The sequence below is a fragment of the Mesorhizobium sp. M2A.F.Ca.ET.043.02.1.1 genome (assembly GCF_003952405.1).
Taxonomy (GTDB): domain Bacteria; phylum Pseudomonadota; class Alphaproteobacteria; order Rhizobiales; family Rhizobiaceae; genus Mesorhizobium.
Genome location: NZ_CP034445.1, coordinates 1,893,188 through 1,906,997, shown reverse-complemented (window position 1 = coordinate 1,906,997; position 13,810 = coordinate 1,893,188). Strand labels below are relative to the sequence as shown.

Genomic DNA, 13,810 nt, shown 5'->3' with positions numbered 1-13,810 from the left:
CTATTCGCTATGCCGCGAAGCGCTGCCCTTCGCCGCCATAATAGTTGACATAGCGGGCGCCGATCTCCTTGACCGGCATGACGACGAAGACGTCGACGGTCGAGAATTCGTGGTCGATGACGCAACCGTCGCCTATGCGGGCACCGACGCGCAGGTAACCCTTGACCAGCGGCGGCATGGCGGCGATCGCCGCCTTGGTGTTCACCGCCTCGATCGGCATCAGGTCCATCGAGCAGTAGCGCCCCGGTACCGCGCGGACATCCCAGGCGGAGTTGGTGCGGCAATGATGGGCAAGATAGGTCAGCGCCTCGGCATGCGCCGCCGGCACGATGCCGTGGAAAGAGGCGCAGCCGGTCATCACGCCGATGCCGTAATGGTTGATATAGGCCCAGATGCCCTGCCACAGCGCCTCGATGGTGCGCTTGGAACGGTATTCGGGCAGAACGCAGGAGCGGCCGAGCTCCAGGAAGCGCTGGCCGGGGTGGCGCGCGATCAGCTTGGTGAGCTCGAACTCGCCCTCGGAATAGAAGCCGCCGGCGGTCGCGGCGATCTCCTGCCGCAGCAGGCGATAGGTGCCGACGATGCGGCGGTGCTCGGGGCCGGGAAGGGACGTGTCCAACACGAGAAGGTGATCGCAGAGCGGGTCGAAACGGTCGGCATCGCGCCGGTCCTGCGCCTGGAACAGGTCCTTCCTCGCGCCAAGCTCGTCATAAAATACCCGATAGCGGACTTCCTGGGCGGCGGCGATCTCAGCCTCGTTGCGGGCGAGCCGCACCTCGAGGTTGCCGATCCGGCCCAGCGGAGCGCCGCTTGCGACGGCGTCGGCGGTACGGGCAGCGAGCAGGGCGCCGCCGGCATTCGGCCGAGTGTCACATTCAGGCATGACTGTATGCACGAGTGATTCTCCTTCGAGCCATCCCTCTTGGCACGGGGATACGGTGTAGGTGCAACAGGATTGTGACAGTACCGTGATACGGCGTGGCGGGCAATACTTTGTCGGCTGGACAATACCCTCAACCGGCTATCTTACGGTCGCGAAAGCCAGGCAATTCATGGCTTTCAAGGGCTCAAAATTTCGTCAGGCGGCGACCTGGCCCTCAACCGCCTGGACGAGCGCGTCCGGGTCGAGCGGCTTGGTCACGAAGCCGCTGGCGCCATGGGCGAGCACGGCATGCCGGGTCTTTTCCTGGCTGTCGGCCGAAAGCACCATGATCGGGATCGGCGGCATGGCCAGGGACTCTTCATGGCGGCGGATGGCGGCGATCGCATCCAGGCCATCCATGACAGGCATATGCAGGTCCATCAGCACCACATCGAAGCGGAACTTGAGGCCGGCGTCGGTAACGGCATCGACCGCGGCCTTGCCGTTGCCGACAACCTTGACGCGATGCCCTGCCTTGAGCAGCGTGGCGCGGGCGAGCATGGCGTTGATGTCATTGTCCTCGGCGATCAGCACCGACAGGCCCTGGTCGCGCTTGCGCACCGAGGCGGCGCCGCGCGGCTCCGGCCGCGGCTGGGTGAGCGCGGAGCCATGGCTGGTCAACAGCACCCGCAAAAGGGTCTCGCCGCGCACGGGTCTCGCGAGAAAGGTGGCGTAGCCGCTGGCGCGGAATTCGCCGAGCATGCCCCGGTCCGTCGGCGCGATCAGGGTGATGGCTTCACAATCGGCGAAGCCTGAGTCGCGCAACCGCTTGAGCAACCTGCCGTCACTGTTTTCGAGCGCGGCGTCGACCAGCAGCACGTTGCAGCCGGCAGCGAATGGAGCGGCCTGGCCTGGCGTCGCCGCAACCTCGACGATGCCGCCATAGGCCCTGATGGCGCGGGCGATGGCATCGGCCTCGATGGCGTTCTTCGAAACGATTACCGCCCGCCGGTCGGCGAGGATGTTGTTGCGGTGCGGCGGCGGCTCGGTCGCGGCAACCGCCGGGATCTCGAGGATAAATTCCGAGCCTTCGCCGAGCCGGCTCGAAACGGAAATCGTGCCGCCCATCGCCGTCACCAGCCGCTTCGAGATGGCAAGGCCAAGGCCGGCGCCGCCATGCACCCTGGTCGAGGTGCCGTCGGATTGCTCGAACTCCTCGAAGATGCGCTCCATGTCCTCTTCACGCAGTCCGGGGCCGGTGTCGGCGACGGTGAAGCAGATGCAGTCGCTGGTTTCGGTGCGGGCGCGCGCCACAGTGAGCAGCACGCCGCCCGTGTCGGTGAACTTCACCGCGTTGCCGATGAGGTTGAGCAGCACCTGGCGCAGGCGGCCGGGGTCGGCGGTGATCATCTGCGGCACGTCGGGTTCGACATGGCAGCCGAGACCGATATTCTTGGCGAAGGCCTTCGCGGCCAGAAGTTCGATGATGTTGTCGGCGATTTCGCGCAGCGAAGTCGGCTGCGGCTCGGGCTCGAAGCGGCCGGCCTCGATCTTGGAATAGTCGAGCAGGTCCTCGATAAGCGCGAGCAGCGCGCTGGCAGAGGTCGAAACAGCGCCGACATAGGTCCGCTGTTCCGGCGACAGATCGGTGTCGGCAAGCAGCTTCGCCATGCCCATGATGCCGTTCATCGGCGTGCGGATCTCGTGGCTGACAGTGGCGAGGAAGCGCGACTTGGCCTGGCTCGCATATTCGGCCCGCTCGCGCGCGGTGATCAGTGAGGATTCGGCGCGCTTGCGGGCGGTGATGTCGCGCGCGATCGCCCGATGCGAGACGGCGCCGGTATCCTTGTCGCGCACCGACAATTCGATCCAGGAGAACCAGCGCGGGCCATTCGGCGTGCGGATCGCGACATCGGTGGAGCTCAGGCATTCATGGTCGGAGAAGGCGGCGTCGGGAACGATGCCGACGTCGATGCCAAGCTCCGACAGGGTCTTGCCGGCGAGATTGCGAGGGTCGACCTCGACAAGCGAGGCAAAGACGCTGTTGGCATAGACGATATGGCCGTCGCGATCGCGATGGACGACGAGGTCGCCGAGCGCGTCGATCAGGCCGCGGAAGCGCTCCTCGCTCTCCTGCATCTCCCACATGCGATCGGCGAGGGTCTCGATCTCGGCGCGGCTGCGGGCGGCGGTCTCGTCGAGAAGCGCCGCGGTGCGCCGCTCGTCGCGGCGGTTGCGCAGATGCATGGCAAGGCCGGCGAAGGCCACGGCGGCGAGCCCGATGGTGACGATGATCGGCGCCCCGGTGAGATGCGCCAGCCCGGCCAGGACGACGATGCCGACGATCGTCAGGAAAGGCAGGCCTTCGTGGCTGGCGGCAGGCAAGTCGGGAGCCAGCGGCGGCGCGACGAGCACCTGCCGCTTCGGCGCGTCGGGCCTGTCAGCGCCCGCGGCTTTGCTGTCCTGCCTGATGTGGGAGTCCGCGACCATGCGCGGAACCATGCCAGACAGAAATTATGGAAGATTGGGGCGGATCGTTCGAATTTTAGCGATCGGGCGGATTCCGGCCGCGCTGCGGGCGCAGGCGGAACCGCGACCTCCGGCTACATGTCGACGACGACGCGGCCCCTGATCTTGCCTTCGACGATGTCGCGTGCGGCGGCGACAATGCCGTCGAAACCGATGGTGCGCGACAATGTCGACAGCTTCTTCAAGTCAAGGTCGGCGCCGATGCGTCGCCATGCCTCGAGGCGTACCGGCTTCGGCGCCATCACAGAATCGATGCCCAGCAGCGAGACGCCGCGCAGGATGAAGGGCGCGACGCTTCCCGGCAGGTCCATGCCGCCGGCCAGGCCGCAGGCGGCGATTGCGCCACCGTAGGAGGTCATCGACAGGACATTGGCCAAGGTATGGCTGCCGACCGAATCGACGCCACCTGCCCAGCGTTCCTTGGCGAGCGGCTTCGCCGGCTGGCTGAGCTCCTCGCGCGAGATCACCTCGGCCGCGCCGAGGTCGATCAGATAGGGGCTCTCGGCGTTGCGGCCGGTCGAGGCGATGACGTGGTAGCCCAGGCTGGAGAGGATCGAGATGGCGACCGAGCCGACGCCGCCGGCCGCGCCCGTCACCACCACCGGACCGCGATCCGGCACGATGCCGTGACGCTCCAGCGCCATGACGGAGAGCATGGCCGTGTAGCCAGCCGTGCCGACGGCCATCGCATCGTGCGCGCTCATGCCCTCGGGCAGCGGCACCAGCCAGTCGCCCTTGACGCGGGCCCGGCCGGCATAGGCGCCGTAATGCGTCTCGCCGACGCCCCAGCCGTTCAAGATTACCTTGTCGCCCTTGCGCCAATCGGCATGGGAAGAGTCGATCACGGTGCCGGCGAAATCGATGCCCGGAACCAGCGGCCAGCGGCGCACGACCGGCGCCTTGCCGGTGATGGCGAGCCCGTCCTTGTAGTTGACCGTCGTCGCCTCGACTGCGACGGTGACATCGCCCTCCATCAGGTCGGCCTCGGTGAGGTCGACGACCTCGACCGACTGCTTCTTTTCGGCATCGCGCGAAACGAGGATGGCTTTGAAGGTGTCGGACACTTTTTTCTCCTCTGGTTCCGGCGATGGAGCTGACTGTGGGGCGGCAGCCGCGCGCCGTCAATCTTGCGAAGGTTTAGGCTCGCGCCCCCAGCCGATCAGCTCGTCGAAGACCACAAGCGCCGCGCCGACCGAAATGAAGGCGTCGGCGAGATTGAACACAGCGAAGGACCAGACCGGCGTATGGAGCAGGATGTAGTCGATGACGTGGCCGAAAATAGCGCGATCGATGAGGTTGCCGAGCGCGCCGCCGATGATGAGCGCAAAGCCGATGCGGGCGACGACATGGCCGGCCGGGGTGCGCGTGGCGAGATAGAGCACGAAGGCGACGACCAGCACGGCGATCAGCACAAGGCCGGTATCGCCGAAGGACTGGAACATCGAGAAGGCGATGCCGGTGTTGTAGGTGCGGAACAGCGCCAGAAAGGGCAGGAGATCGACCTTTTCTTGAAAGGCGAGACCGTTCTCGACCAGCTGCTTGATCCACTGGTCGAGCGCAATGGCGATGATGACCAGCAGGGCATAAGGGGACCAGGATTTCACTTATCAGTCCTCATGGGCAGTCCTCATCGCGTCTCGATCGTGTCGAGCTTCAAGGCGCCACGCCTTATCTCGAACAGCATCACGCCGGTGGCGACCGCCAGATTGAGGGAATCGGCGCGGCCGGCCTGGGGGATCCGGAGCAGCCGGTCGCAGCTCTCGGCGAGGCTGTCGGGCAGCCCCTGCTGCTCGTTGCCCATCAGCAGCAGAACCGGCCCTCTGGAAAAATCGACGGACCGATAGTCGACGGCGCCCTTGAGGTGCGTTCCAACGACCAGTCCCGAAAAATCGCGCCGCCAGGCGAGGAAAGCCTGCTTGGTTGCTCTCGCGACCGGCACGGCGAAGATCGAGCCCATGGTGGCGCGCACCGTCTCCAGCGAGAAGGGATCTGTGGTGTCGCCGACCAGAATGACGCCCTTGGCGCCGACGGCGTCGATCGTGCGGATCACGGTGCCGAGATTGCCCGGGTCGCGGACCCGGTCAAGCGCTACCCAGACGTCGCCGTCCCTGGCGCGGATGTCCTTCAACGGCACGGTCTGCTGGGCGAAGACGCCGACCACCATTTGCGGGTTTTCGCGCCGGGTGATGGCGGCCAGCACCTTTTCGGAGACCTCCAGCACTGTGCCGCCGGCGGCGATGGTCCGCGCGGCGACCTTTTCGACGGCGGCGTTGCCGCGTCCGGCCTTGGCGAAGACCAGAGTCTTTATCGACCAGCCGAGGTCGAGGGCATCGATGACCAGCTTCAGGCCCTCGGCCATGAAGGCGTTCTGCTGGTCGCGAAATTTCTTCAGCGCCAGCGCCTTGATGTCCTTGACCAGAGGATTGGCAAGGCTGGTGACTTCCTTGACCTGCCCGACAGGGCGAGCGCCGTCATGTGCGTTCATTTCAAGCCACCCAGCGCGAGAACAGCGAGGTCGACAGCGCGCGGCCGGCGGATTTCTCGCGAATGATCAATTCGCCGGATTCGACCGTGCCGCCCATGCCGGCGAAGGTATCGCGCATCAGCGCATGGATGGCGAAGAAGGAGGCGCGGATCGAATAGGCGGTGAGGACGACGGCCAGCGGCTTCGGCGTCAGGATCGAGCGGCAGAGGTCGGTGAGGCCCGGCAGGTCCTCGAACAATTGCCAGACCTCGCCCTTGGGACCGCGGCCATAGGCCGGCGGGTCGAACAGCACGATGTCGTAGCGGCTGCCGCGGCGTTCCTCGCGCTCGGCGAATTTCACCGCGTCCTCGACGATCCAGCGGATCGGCTTGTCGCCAAGTCCGGCCATTTCCTGGTTCTCGCGCGCCCAGCCGATCGCCTTCTTCGAGGCATCGACATGGGTGATCTCGGCGCCCGCGCGGGCCGCCACCAGCGAGGCCAAGCCGGTATAGCCGAAGAGGTTCAGTACCTTGACAGGGCGCTTCGCCGCCGCGATCAGCCCCGCCATGTGGTCCCAATGCGAAGCCTGTTCCGGAAAGACGCCGACATGGCGAAACGAGGTGAAGCGGCCGAGATAGTCGATGCCGTCATGCTTCATCGGCCAGGTCTCGCCGAGCGGCGCCTTCGGGAAGCGCCAGCGGCCGATGCCTTCCTCGTCGGTGTCGCCGGTGAAGACGGCGTCGGCGCGCTCCCATTCCTTCGCCGGAAGGGCGCGCTGCCAGATCGCCTGGCCCTCGGGGCGCACGATGCGGTAGGGACCGTATTGCTCGAGCTTTTCGCCCGCGCCGCTGTCCAGCAGCGCGTAGTCGGCGTTGGGCGCGACTTCAAGGATCAGCGGCAGGCGCTCGGCGGGCAAGGAGCCCTCGCGACGCGCAAGCACGCGCGGCGCCGGTTTGGCGTCCTGCCTGTGTTCCGGCCTCGCTTCGCGCCGTTCGTCTGGACGCGGTTGGACACTGCTGGCTTTTACGGGCTGACGCAGGCGGTTGTCGCGGTTTCGATCGCGAAAGGATTTCAAGAACGGTCTCCGGAACGGCAGGCCGCTTTTGACATAGGGATTCGGGCCGCGCAACAAAATGGTCCCGCATCTATGATGCACCCAGCTCTGGAGACACGCAAACCGACCATGTCCCGTTCTGAACGCCTGCTCGACCTTATCCAGATCCTGCGCCGCCACCGCCGGCCGGTGAGCGGCCGCACGCTTGCGGACGAGATGGGTGTGTCGATCCGCACGCTCTATCGCGATATCGTGTCGCTGCAGGGGCAGGGCGCGCCGATCGAAGGCGAGGCGGGGCTTGGCTATGTGCTGAAGCCAGGCTTCATGCTGCCGCCGCTGATGTTCTCAGACGAGGAGATCGAGGCCATCGTGCTCGGCTCGCGCTGGGTGGCAAAGCAGCCGGACAAAAAGCTGGCCGCCGCCGCGACCGATGCGCTGGCCAAGATCGCGGCGGTGCTGCCGGATGATCTGCGCGAGGACCTCGATGCCACGACGCTGCTTGTCGGGCCGCGCTCGGACAATCTCGAAGCGATCGACCTCGGCGTTGTGCGGCAGGCGATCCGCGAGGAACGCAAGCTGGGCTTCCTCTATCGCGACGCCGAGGGTGCGGCCTCCGAGCGGCTGGTCTGGCCCTTCGCGCTCGCTTTCTTCGACAAGGTGCGGGTGATGGCGGCGTGGTGCGAAACGCGCCAGGATTTCCGTCATTTCCGCGCCGACCGGATGTCCGACCTGACTCCGACCGGCGTCCGTTACCCACGCCGCCGCCAGGCGATGCTGAAGGAGTGGCGGGCGACGCTGGACGCGCCCCGCTCAAACGCCAGGAAGGGCGATTCCGCCTGATCGCTGCTGCCAGAATCTGACAGTAGGTCCGCATATGGTCCCCAAGGTTCAGATGCTTTGGAGATCAGACATGACCACGCCGAATTTCGTCATCCTCTATGTCGACAGCCCCGAAAAGAGCAGTGCGTTCTACGCTTCGCTGCTCGGGCGCGAGCCGGTCGAGTCCTCGCCGACCTTCGTCATGTTCGTGCTCGACCAGGGCTTCAAGCTCGGCCTCTGGTCGCGCCATACCGTGGAACCGGCGGCCGCGGCGGCGGGCGGTGGCGGCGAGCTTGTGATCGGGGTGGCGGATGCGAGCGCCGTCGATGCAACCCATGCCGATTGGGTCGATCTCGGCCTGAAGGTCCTGCAGGCCCCAACCGATCTCGATTTCGGCCGCACCTTCGTTGCGCTCGATCCCGACAATCATCGCCTGCGCGTGTACTGGCCTTTCGCAGGAGCGCAGGGATGAGCGCCTTCTGGGTTGCGGTGGCGTCGGCCGAGCATGTGCGGATCGGCCGCAAGGACGGCTTCATGCAGGTCAACCACGGCAAGGCAGCACCGCTGCGCCGCATCAAGCCGGGCGACGGCATCGCCTACTACTCGCCGAGCACCGTGCTCGGCGAGAAGGACGGGCTGCAATCCTTCACGGCCATCGGCACGGTCCGGCAAGGAGAGGTTTATGAGGGTGTCATGGGCGGCGGTTTCACGCCGACGCGGCGCGACGTCCACTGGCGTGAGGCCATGCAAGCGCCGATCAAGCCGCTGCTGGCCAAGTTGGACTTCACCGCCGGCAAGCCCAACTGGGGCTACCAGCTTCGCTTCGGCCTATTCGAGATCAGCGAAGACGATTTCCAGCTGATCGGTGAGGCGATGGGAGCCAGGCTGGAGAGCGCTGCTATTTGAGCGCCTCGTAGACGGCGATGCCGGCGGCGAGGTCTTCAAGGGCCGCGCCAACCGACTTGAACAGCGTGATCTCGCTGTCGGTTTGCCGGCCCTGTTTCTCGCCGCGCGCGAGCTCATGCAGATCGGCGATGATCGCTTCCGGTTTCAGCAGGCCCGAGGTCAGAGGCTGGACGATGTCGCCGGCCTCCTTGGTGGCGCCGCCGCGGGTGTCGACATAGACGCGGGCGCGCTTGATCGCATCGTCATCAGCCTCGCGCATGTCGGGCGTGAAGCCGCCGACGAGGTCGACATGGGCGCCCGGCTTGAGCAGCGCGCCCTTGACCAGCGGCGTGTTGGAGATGGTCGCGGAGGCGATGATGTCGGCCTCGGCAAGCTCCGCGTCGAGATCGCCGGCGGCATTGGCCGGAAAGCCTTCGGCGCGCAAGGCGGCCGCCACCTTTTCGGCATTGGCCGGCGTGCGGTTCCAGATGCGGATGGAGGTGATCGGCCTGACCGCCGAATGCGCCTTGGCAAGGAATGGCGACAGCGCGCCGGCGCCGATCACCAGAAGCCGCGAGGCGTCCTTGCGGGCGAGATAGGAAGCGGCGAGCGCGGAGGCGCAGGTCGTGCGCCACTGCGTCAGCCGCTGCCCGTCGATCATCGCCTGCGGCTCGCCGGTGACGCCGTCGAGCAAAAGATAGAGGCCCATCACCGCCGGCTTGCCTTTTGCGTTGTTGTCCGGCGACACGGTGACAATCTTGACGCCGATATGACCTCCCGCCGAGGTGCCTGCGGCGTTGAAGTCGGTCCAGGCCGGCATCAAAAGCAGGGTCGAGGCCGCGCCGTCCGGCCGCTCCACGCCATGATGGTGACGAACCGGCTGCACGGCGCCCTCGCGAAAGGCGGTGCGCAATGTCTCGACCAGGCCGGGAAAGGTCAGCGCGCGATCGACCTCGGCGGCCGAAATGGTCAGCATCGAAGGCTCCGGATTCCTTTAATTGGTCGGCTTGGGCAGCGCCGGTCCATTCGGCGCGGCCGGCGCGCGGCTCACCGCCTGGCGCAGGTTTTCAGCCTCCAGGCCGCGCTGGCGCGCGAGCTTGCGGTAGCGGCCCTGCTTCACCCAGGTCGCCATGCTGCCGACGACCATGCCGATGGCCAGGGCCAGGAACAGGAAGATGAAAAGCGGCAGGTTCAGCGTCAGCGCGGGATTGCCGGGATGGAACGGATCGAGCGTGAAGGCGACGGCGCCGCGATTGGCAACGGCGAGCGCGATCAGGATGATGGCCAGCGGCACGAAGACCACGACGAGGATGAAGCGATTGAACATCAGATCTCCGTATAGAGAAGCTTCCTAAGCGCGCATGTCTTTGTCCCGAAACCGGCCTTCCCTTTCGGGAGACATGCTTTAAGCGCCAAGATGCCGTCTCGACCCGCCGGCGCGGCGCCTATTTGCCGCCGTTCAGCCTTTCGCGCAACTCCTTGCCGGTCTTGAAGAACGGCACCCACTTTTCCTCGACCTCGACCGACTCGCCGGTGCGCGGGTTGCGGCCGGTGCGGGCGGGACGGTTTTTCACCGAAAAGGCGCCGAAACCGCGCAACTCGACCCGGTTGCCCTCGGCAAGCGCGTCGGTGATTTCGTCAAAGATCGCACCGACGATGTTTTCGACGTCGCGCAGGAAAAGGTGCGGGTTGCGTGCAGCAATGATCTGCACAAGCTCGGATTTGATCATGGAACGTTCCCCGTGAAACCACTGCAGACGATTATCAGGATGATTTTTATTGCTTTTTTGGCTCGCGCCAACGGCATGTCAAGGGTGCCAGACCGAAACGAGACCGTCAAGAAACAAGCGGTCGGCGCCGAGCTCGTGAATGATATCGCCACCGGCATCCGGCAGGCCAAGCGCCTTGGCGGCCAGTTTTGCCATCGACTGCGAGAACAGGAAGCCGCCACGCCTGTCCTTGTCCTTCCACTCGACGACCTTGAGCTTGGCATCCACGCCCTTCGTCGCCAGCCAGTCGATCGCCTCCTGCTCGCCGCCGACAGCGTCGACCAGATGATTGGCCAAGGCCTGGCGGCCGGTGAAGATCGAACCGTCGGCCAGCGCCAGCGCCTGCTCATGCGTCATCTTGCGGCGGTCCGCGACGATGCCGACGAACCAGTCGTAACTGTCGAGGATCAGCTTGCGCACCATGGCACGCTCATCGTCATTGGTCGGCTTGAAGGGCGAGGGCGAAGCCTTGAGCGGCGAGGATTTCACTTCCTCCAGCTTGATGCCGAGCTTGTCCATGAGACCGCTGACGTCAGGATATTGGATCAGCACGCCGATCGAGCCGACGATCGAGGTCTTCCGGGCAACGATATGGTCGGCAGCACTTGCGATCATATAGCCGGCCGACGCCGCCAGAGTGCCGACCTCGGCCACCACGGGCTTGTCGCCGGCAAGCTTGCGCACGGCTTCGAATGTCGACTCGCCGCCGACCGTGGTGCCTCCGGGCGAATCGATCGACAGGATGACGCCCTTCACCTCCGGCGACTTGCGGATCGTTTCCAGCCTTTTGAGCAGTTCCTCGTCCTCGGTGATGGTGCCTTCGATCTTCACCTTGGCGATATGGGGGACCGCCTGGCCGGTGAAATTGTCGTCATAGACCCATGCCGAGAAGGCGATCACCGCTGCCGCCAGAACCACAAAAGCAGCCACGCGCCAGAAAGTCAGCTTGCGACGCAAGCGGCGGCGGTCGATCAGGTCGTCGGCTCTCATTGCCATCGTCAGCCTCATGGGTCGGCGGGAAAGCAAGCTTTTAAAGCAAGCCTCGGCGCACGGCTACCGTTTCCTGAACGCCGGCTTCGAGCTCGGCGTTGATGGCGACCTCACGAAAAATTAACCCAGTCCCCTTCTGTATCTGCTATGAAGTGCGGGTCGTCTCCCCGAATTCCTCCCGATTTTGTGGGCGGCAGCCGTCACATTTTTGCAGTTTTCGTCCCCTTGTGCTTGCGTGTAGGTGCCGGCATACCACCTATAGGCGATGTTTGGGCGGACAAAGGTCCATTAGAAAAGTCATGTTGGCGCGATCTGACGAAACGAGCGATGCCGCTGCGGCACCGGCTCCCGCGATCCAAGAGGGCACGCGCGGCGAGGCGTTCAACCGCGCGCAACGGCACTCGCGCCGCGTGCGCGTGCTGAAATTCGCGGTGCCGCTGCTCGCGGCCGCGATTGCGATCGCCTTTCCAGTCTATTCCTACCTCAAAGCGCCAGTCTCCATTTCCGTGCAGGCCGACGGCACGGCGTTTTCGAACGGCAAGCTGGTGATGGCCAATCCGAAGCTCAACGGCTTCACCAAGCAGAAGCTGCCCTATTCGCTGACGGCGAGCAGGGCCACGCAGGATGTCGGCCAGCAGGCCGTGATCGACCTCGAAGGCATCAACGCCAAACTGCCCGTCGCCACCGACAATATCGTGTCGGTCGATGCCGAGCACGGTATCTACAATCGCGACGCCAATACGATGGACCTCACCAGCGACGTCAGCGTGACGACTACGGACGGCCTTGCGGCGAAATTCAAATCGATCTTCCTAGACATGGGGAAAGGCTCTATGAAGACGAGCAATCCGGTCGACGTCAGCCGCGGCGGGTCGCGCATCACGGCGGACTCGATGTCGGTCGAGGATAATGGCAGGCTCGTGGTCTTCGAGAACCGGGTTCGCGTCAACATCGATCCGACTGCGCTGAAGGCGGCAGGGGTAAACAGTGGAGAACAGAATGCGTCGCAGTAAATCCGCGTGGGCTCTGGGCGCAGCCTCCGCATTGCTGTTTCTGGGGACGGCGCATTCCTTCGCGCAGTCGAGCGCGACCAGCCAGATGTCCGGGCTCAAGCTGTCCGGCGACCAGCCGATCCAGATCGAGAGCGACAAGCTGGAGGTCCGCCAAGCCGAGAGCATGGCCATATTCAGCGGCAATGTGACCGTCAATCAGGGGCCGACCCTGCTAAAGGCCGGCAAGATGACGGTCTACTATGTCAAGGACCCCAAGGCTGACAAAAGCGCGGCTGCCGGCGCGTCGGCAATGACGGGCGCCGCCAATATCGATCACCTGGAGGTCGAGAACAAGGTCTACGTCAAATCGAACGACCAGGTCGCCACCGGCGACAGCGGCACGTTCGACATGAAGACACAGGTGCTGGTGCTCAAGGGCAAGGAAGTGGTGCTTTCGCAAGGCGACAATGTGCTCAAGGGCTGCAAGCTCACCGTGCAGATGAAGAGCGGCCTCGCCAATGTCGACGGCTGCGGTGGCCGCGTGATGATGTCGTTCACGCCCCAGAAGCAGGGCGCGCAGCAACAGGGAGCGTCGGGCAACTAATGGCCGGCGTATCCTCGCTGCTTGCCCGTCTTCCGGGACGGGCGGCCGCAAAGCCGGCTGCCCCGGCGACGGTCGGCACCGACAAGGCGAAGTTCAAGGGCACCCTGATCGCCAAGGGCCTGACCAAAAGCTACAAGGGCCGTAAGGTGGTGAGTGGGGTGACGCTCGGCGTGCGCGCCGGCGAGGCCGTCGGCCTGCTTGGCCCCAACGGCGCCGGCAAGACCACGTGTTTCTACATGGTCACCGGCCTTGTTCCCGTCGATGAGGGCTCGATCGAGATCGACGGCTTCGATGTCACGTCGATGCCGATGTACCGGCGCGCCCGCCTTGGTATCGGCTATCTGCCGCAGGAAGCGTCAATCTTCCGCGGGCTGAACGTCGAGCAGAATATCCGCGCCGTGCTGGAAGTGGTCGAAAAGGATCGCAAGGTGCGCGAACGCAACCTCGACGAGCTGCTCGAGGAGTTCCATATCAGCCATCTGCGCAAGGCGCCCTCGATGTCGCTGTCGGGCGGCGAACGGCGTCGCCTTGAAATCGCGCGGGCCCTGGCGACGCGGCCTGCCTATATGCTGCTCGACGAGCCCTTTGCCGGCATCGACCCGATTGCCGTCGCCGACATCCAGCAGCTCGTCCGCCACCTCACGGCGCGCGGCATCGGCGTCTTGATCACCGACCACAATGTGCGCGAGACGCTCGGCCTGATCGATCGCGCCTATATCATCCATGCCGGTCAGGTGCTGACGCATGGCCGGGCCGACGAAATCGTCGCCAACGCCGATGTGCGGCGTCTCTATCTCGGCGAGGGTTTCACGCTCTGAGCGTAAAATACCTTTCTCCAGAGT

The 13,810-nt window shown here is 65.0% G+C and carries 16 protein-coding genes; 6 read left to right on the top strand and 10 right to left on the bottom strand.

The features are described 5' to 3' along the window. Positions 1 to 7: 7 nt before the first annotated feature. From EJ068_RS09045 to EJ068_RS09020, 6 genes are all read right to left on the bottom strand, one after another. Positions 8 to 883, bottom strand: coding sequence for a GNAT family N-acetyltransferase (locus tag EJ068_RS09045; protein ID WP_042641035.1), 876 nt, complete (start codon positions 881 to 883; stop codon positions 8 to 10). Between the two features lie 195 nt (positions 884 to 1,078). Next, positions 1,079 to 3,352, bottom strand: coding sequence for a PAS domain-containing sensor histidine kinase (locus EJ068_RS09040; protein WP_127385996.1), 2,274 nt, complete (start codon positions 3,350 to 3,352; stop codon positions 1,079 to 1,081). Between the two features lie 113 nt (positions 3,353 to 3,465). Continuing rightward, on the bottom strand, positions 3,466 to 4,455 hold the full coding sequence (locus EJ068_RS09035; RefSeq protein ID WP_126081182.1) for an MDR family oxidoreductase: 990 nt from the start codon (positions 4,453 to 4,455) through the stop codon (positions 3,466 to 3,468). A 57-nt stretch (positions 4,456 to 4,512) separates the two neighbouring features. Beyond that, the gene (gene lspA, locus EJ068_RS09030; protein WP_127249532.1) at positions 4,513 to 4,995 is read right to left on the bottom strand and encodes a signal peptidase II; all 483 of its coding nucleotides are present in this window, start codon (positions 4,993 to 4,995) and stop codon (positions 4,513 to 4,515) included. Positions 4,996 to 5,018: 23 nt separating this feature from the next. Beyond that, positions 5,019 to 5,876, bottom strand: coding sequence for an RNA methyltransferase (locus EJ068_RS09025; protein ID WP_127249531.1), 858 nt, complete (start codon positions 5,874 to 5,876; stop codon positions 5,019 to 5,021). Between the two features lies 1 nt (position 5,877). After that, positions 5,878 to 6,930 (bottom strand): class I SAM-dependent rRNA methyltransferase, encoded by a 1,053-nt coding sequence (locus EJ068_RS09020; protein ID WP_127249530.1) that lies wholly within the window; start codon positions 6,928 to 6,930, stop codon positions 5,878 to 5,880. A 108-nt stretch (positions 6,931 to 7,038) separates the two neighbouring features. Here EJ068_RS09020 and EJ068_RS09015 point away from each other — a divergent pair, with 108 nt between their 5' ends. The 3 genes from EJ068_RS09015 (at position 7,039) to EJ068_RS09005 (ending at position 8,634) form a co-directional block, all read left to right on the top strand. Further along, positions 7,039 to 7,749: a YafY family protein gene (locus tag EJ068_RS09015; protein ID WP_128315244.1), complete on the top strand. Its 711-nt coding sequence runs from the start codon at positions 7,039 to 7,041 to the stop codon at positions 7,747 to 7,749. A 70-nt stretch (positions 7,750 to 7,819) separates the two neighbouring features. Next, positions 7,820 to 8,200, top strand: coding sequence for a VOC family protein (locus EJ068_RS09010; protein WP_127249528.1), 381 nt, complete (start codon positions 7,820 to 7,822; stop codon positions 8,198 to 8,200). After that, positions 8,197 to 8,634 carry an EVE domain-containing protein gene (locus EJ068_RS09005; protein ID WP_127249527.1) on the top strand — a complete coding sequence of 146 codons (438 nt, stop codon included), beginning with the start codon at positions 8,197 to 8,199 and terminating at the stop codon, positions 8,632 to 8,634. Before EJ068_RS09010 ends, EJ068_RS09005 begins: the two co-directional genes overlap by 4 nt. Here EJ068_RS09005 and EJ068_RS09000 read toward each other — a convergent pair. The 4 genes from EJ068_RS09000 to sppA all read right to left on the bottom strand — a co-directional run bounded on the left by EJ068_RS09000 (position 8,627) and on the right by sppA (position 11,378). Next, positions 8,627 to 9,589 carry an ornithine cyclodeaminase family protein gene (locus EJ068_RS09000; RefSeq protein ID WP_127249526.1) on the bottom strand — a complete coding sequence of 321 codons (963 nt, stop codon included), beginning with the start codon at positions 9,587 to 9,589 and terminating at the stop codon, positions 8,627 to 8,629. The genes EJ068_RS09005 and EJ068_RS09000 overlap by 8 nt on opposite strands. Positions 9,590 to 9,607: 18 nt before the next feature. Continuing rightward, entirely contained in the window at positions 9,608 to 9,940 is a 333-nt protein-coding gene (locus EJ068_RS08995; RefSeq protein WP_095819479.1) for a DUF1049 domain-containing protein, read from the bottom strand. Positions 9,941 to 10,058: 118 nt separating this feature from the next. Then, entirely contained in the window at positions 10,059 to 10,343 is a 285-nt protein-coding gene (locus EJ068_RS08990; RefSeq protein WP_027165368.1) for an integration host factor subunit beta, read from the bottom strand. A gap of 78 nt (positions 10,344 to 10,421) precedes the next feature. Then, on the bottom strand, positions 10,422 to 11,378 hold the full coding sequence (sppA, locus tag EJ068_RS08985) for a signal peptide peptidase SppA (protein WP_127249525.1): 957 nt from the start codon (positions 11,376 to 11,378) through the stop codon (positions 10,422 to 10,424). A gap of 293 nt (positions 11,379 to 11,671) precedes the next feature. Between sppA and lptC the strand changes: the two genes are divergently transcribed. From lptC to lptB, 3 genes are read left to right on the top strand one after another with little or no spacing between them, the layout of a single operon-like run. Beyond that, positions 11,672 to 12,385, top strand: coding sequence for an LPS export ABC transporter periplasmic protein LptC (gene lptC / locus EJ068_RS08980; RefSeq protein ID WP_127249524.1), 714 nt, complete (start codon positions 11,672 to 11,674; stop codon positions 12,383 to 12,385). Then, the gene (locus tag EJ068_RS08975) at positions 12,372 to 12,968 is read left to right on the top strand and encodes an LptA/OstA family protein (protein WP_126081191.1); all 597 of its coding nucleotides are present in this window, start codon (positions 12,372 to 12,374) and stop codon (positions 12,966 to 12,968) included. Before lptC ends, EJ068_RS08975 begins: the two co-directional genes overlap by 14 nt. Further along, positions 12,968 to 13,786 carry an LPS export ABC transporter ATP-binding protein gene (lptB, locus tag EJ068_RS08970; protein ID WP_042641058.1) on the top strand — a complete coding sequence of 273 codons (819 nt, stop codon included), beginning with the start codon at positions 12,968 to 12,970 and terminating at the stop codon, positions 13,784 to 13,786. Before EJ068_RS08975 ends, lptB begins: the two co-directional genes overlap by 1 nt. Positions 13,787 to 13,810 lie beyond the last annotated feature (24 nt).

Coding starts and splice junctions, on each gene's coding strand:
- lptC (WP_127249524.1), top strand. CDS start 11,672: ATGTTGGCGCGATCTGACGAAACGAGCGATGCCGCTGCGGCACCGGCT.
- EJ068_RS08975 (WP_126081191.1), top strand. CDS start 12,372: ATGCGTCGCAGTAAATCCGCGTGGGCTCTGGGCGCAGCCTCCGCATTG.
- EJ068_RS09015 (WP_128315244.1), top strand. CDS start 7,039: ATGTCCCGTTCTGAACGCCTGCTCGACCTTATCCAGATCCTGCGCCGC.
- sppA (WP_127249525.1), bottom strand. CDS start 11,378: ATGGCAATGAGAGCCGACGACCTGATCGACCGCCGCCGCTTGCGTCGC.
- EJ068_RS09045 (WP_042641035.1), bottom strand. CDS start 883: ATGCCTGAATGTGACACTCGGCCGAATGCCGGCGGCGCCCTGCTCGCT.
- EJ068_RS09005 (WP_127249527.1), top strand. CDS start 8,197: ATGAGCGCCTTCTGGGTTGCGGTGGCGTCGGCCGAGCATGTGCGGATC.
- EJ068_RS08990 (WP_027165368.1), bottom strand. CDS start 10,343: ATGATCAAATCCGAGCTTGTGCAGATCATTGCTGCACGCAACCCGCAC.
- EJ068_RS09040 (WP_127385996.1), bottom strand. CDS start 3,352: ATGGTCGCGGACTCCCACATCAGGCAGGACAGCAAAGCCGCGGGCGCT.
- lptB (WP_042641058.1), top strand. CDS start 12,968: ATGGCCGGCGTATCCTCGCTGCTTGCCCGTCTTCCGGGACGGGCGGCC.
- EJ068_RS09000 (WP_127249526.1), bottom strand. CDS start 9,589: ATGCTGACCATTTCGGCCGCCGAGGTCGATCGCGCGCTGACCTTTCCC.
- EJ068_RS09025 (WP_127249531.1), bottom strand. CDS start 5,876: ATGAACGCACATGACGGCGCTCGCCCTGTCGGGCAGGTCAAGGAAGTC.
- EJ068_RS09010 (WP_127249528.1), top strand. CDS start 7,820: ATGACCACGCCGAATTTCGTCATCCTCTATGTCGACAGCCCCGAAAAG.
- EJ068_RS08995 (WP_095819479.1), bottom strand. CDS start 9,940: ATGTTCAATCGCTTCATCCTCGTCGTGGTCTTCGTGCCGCTGGCCATC.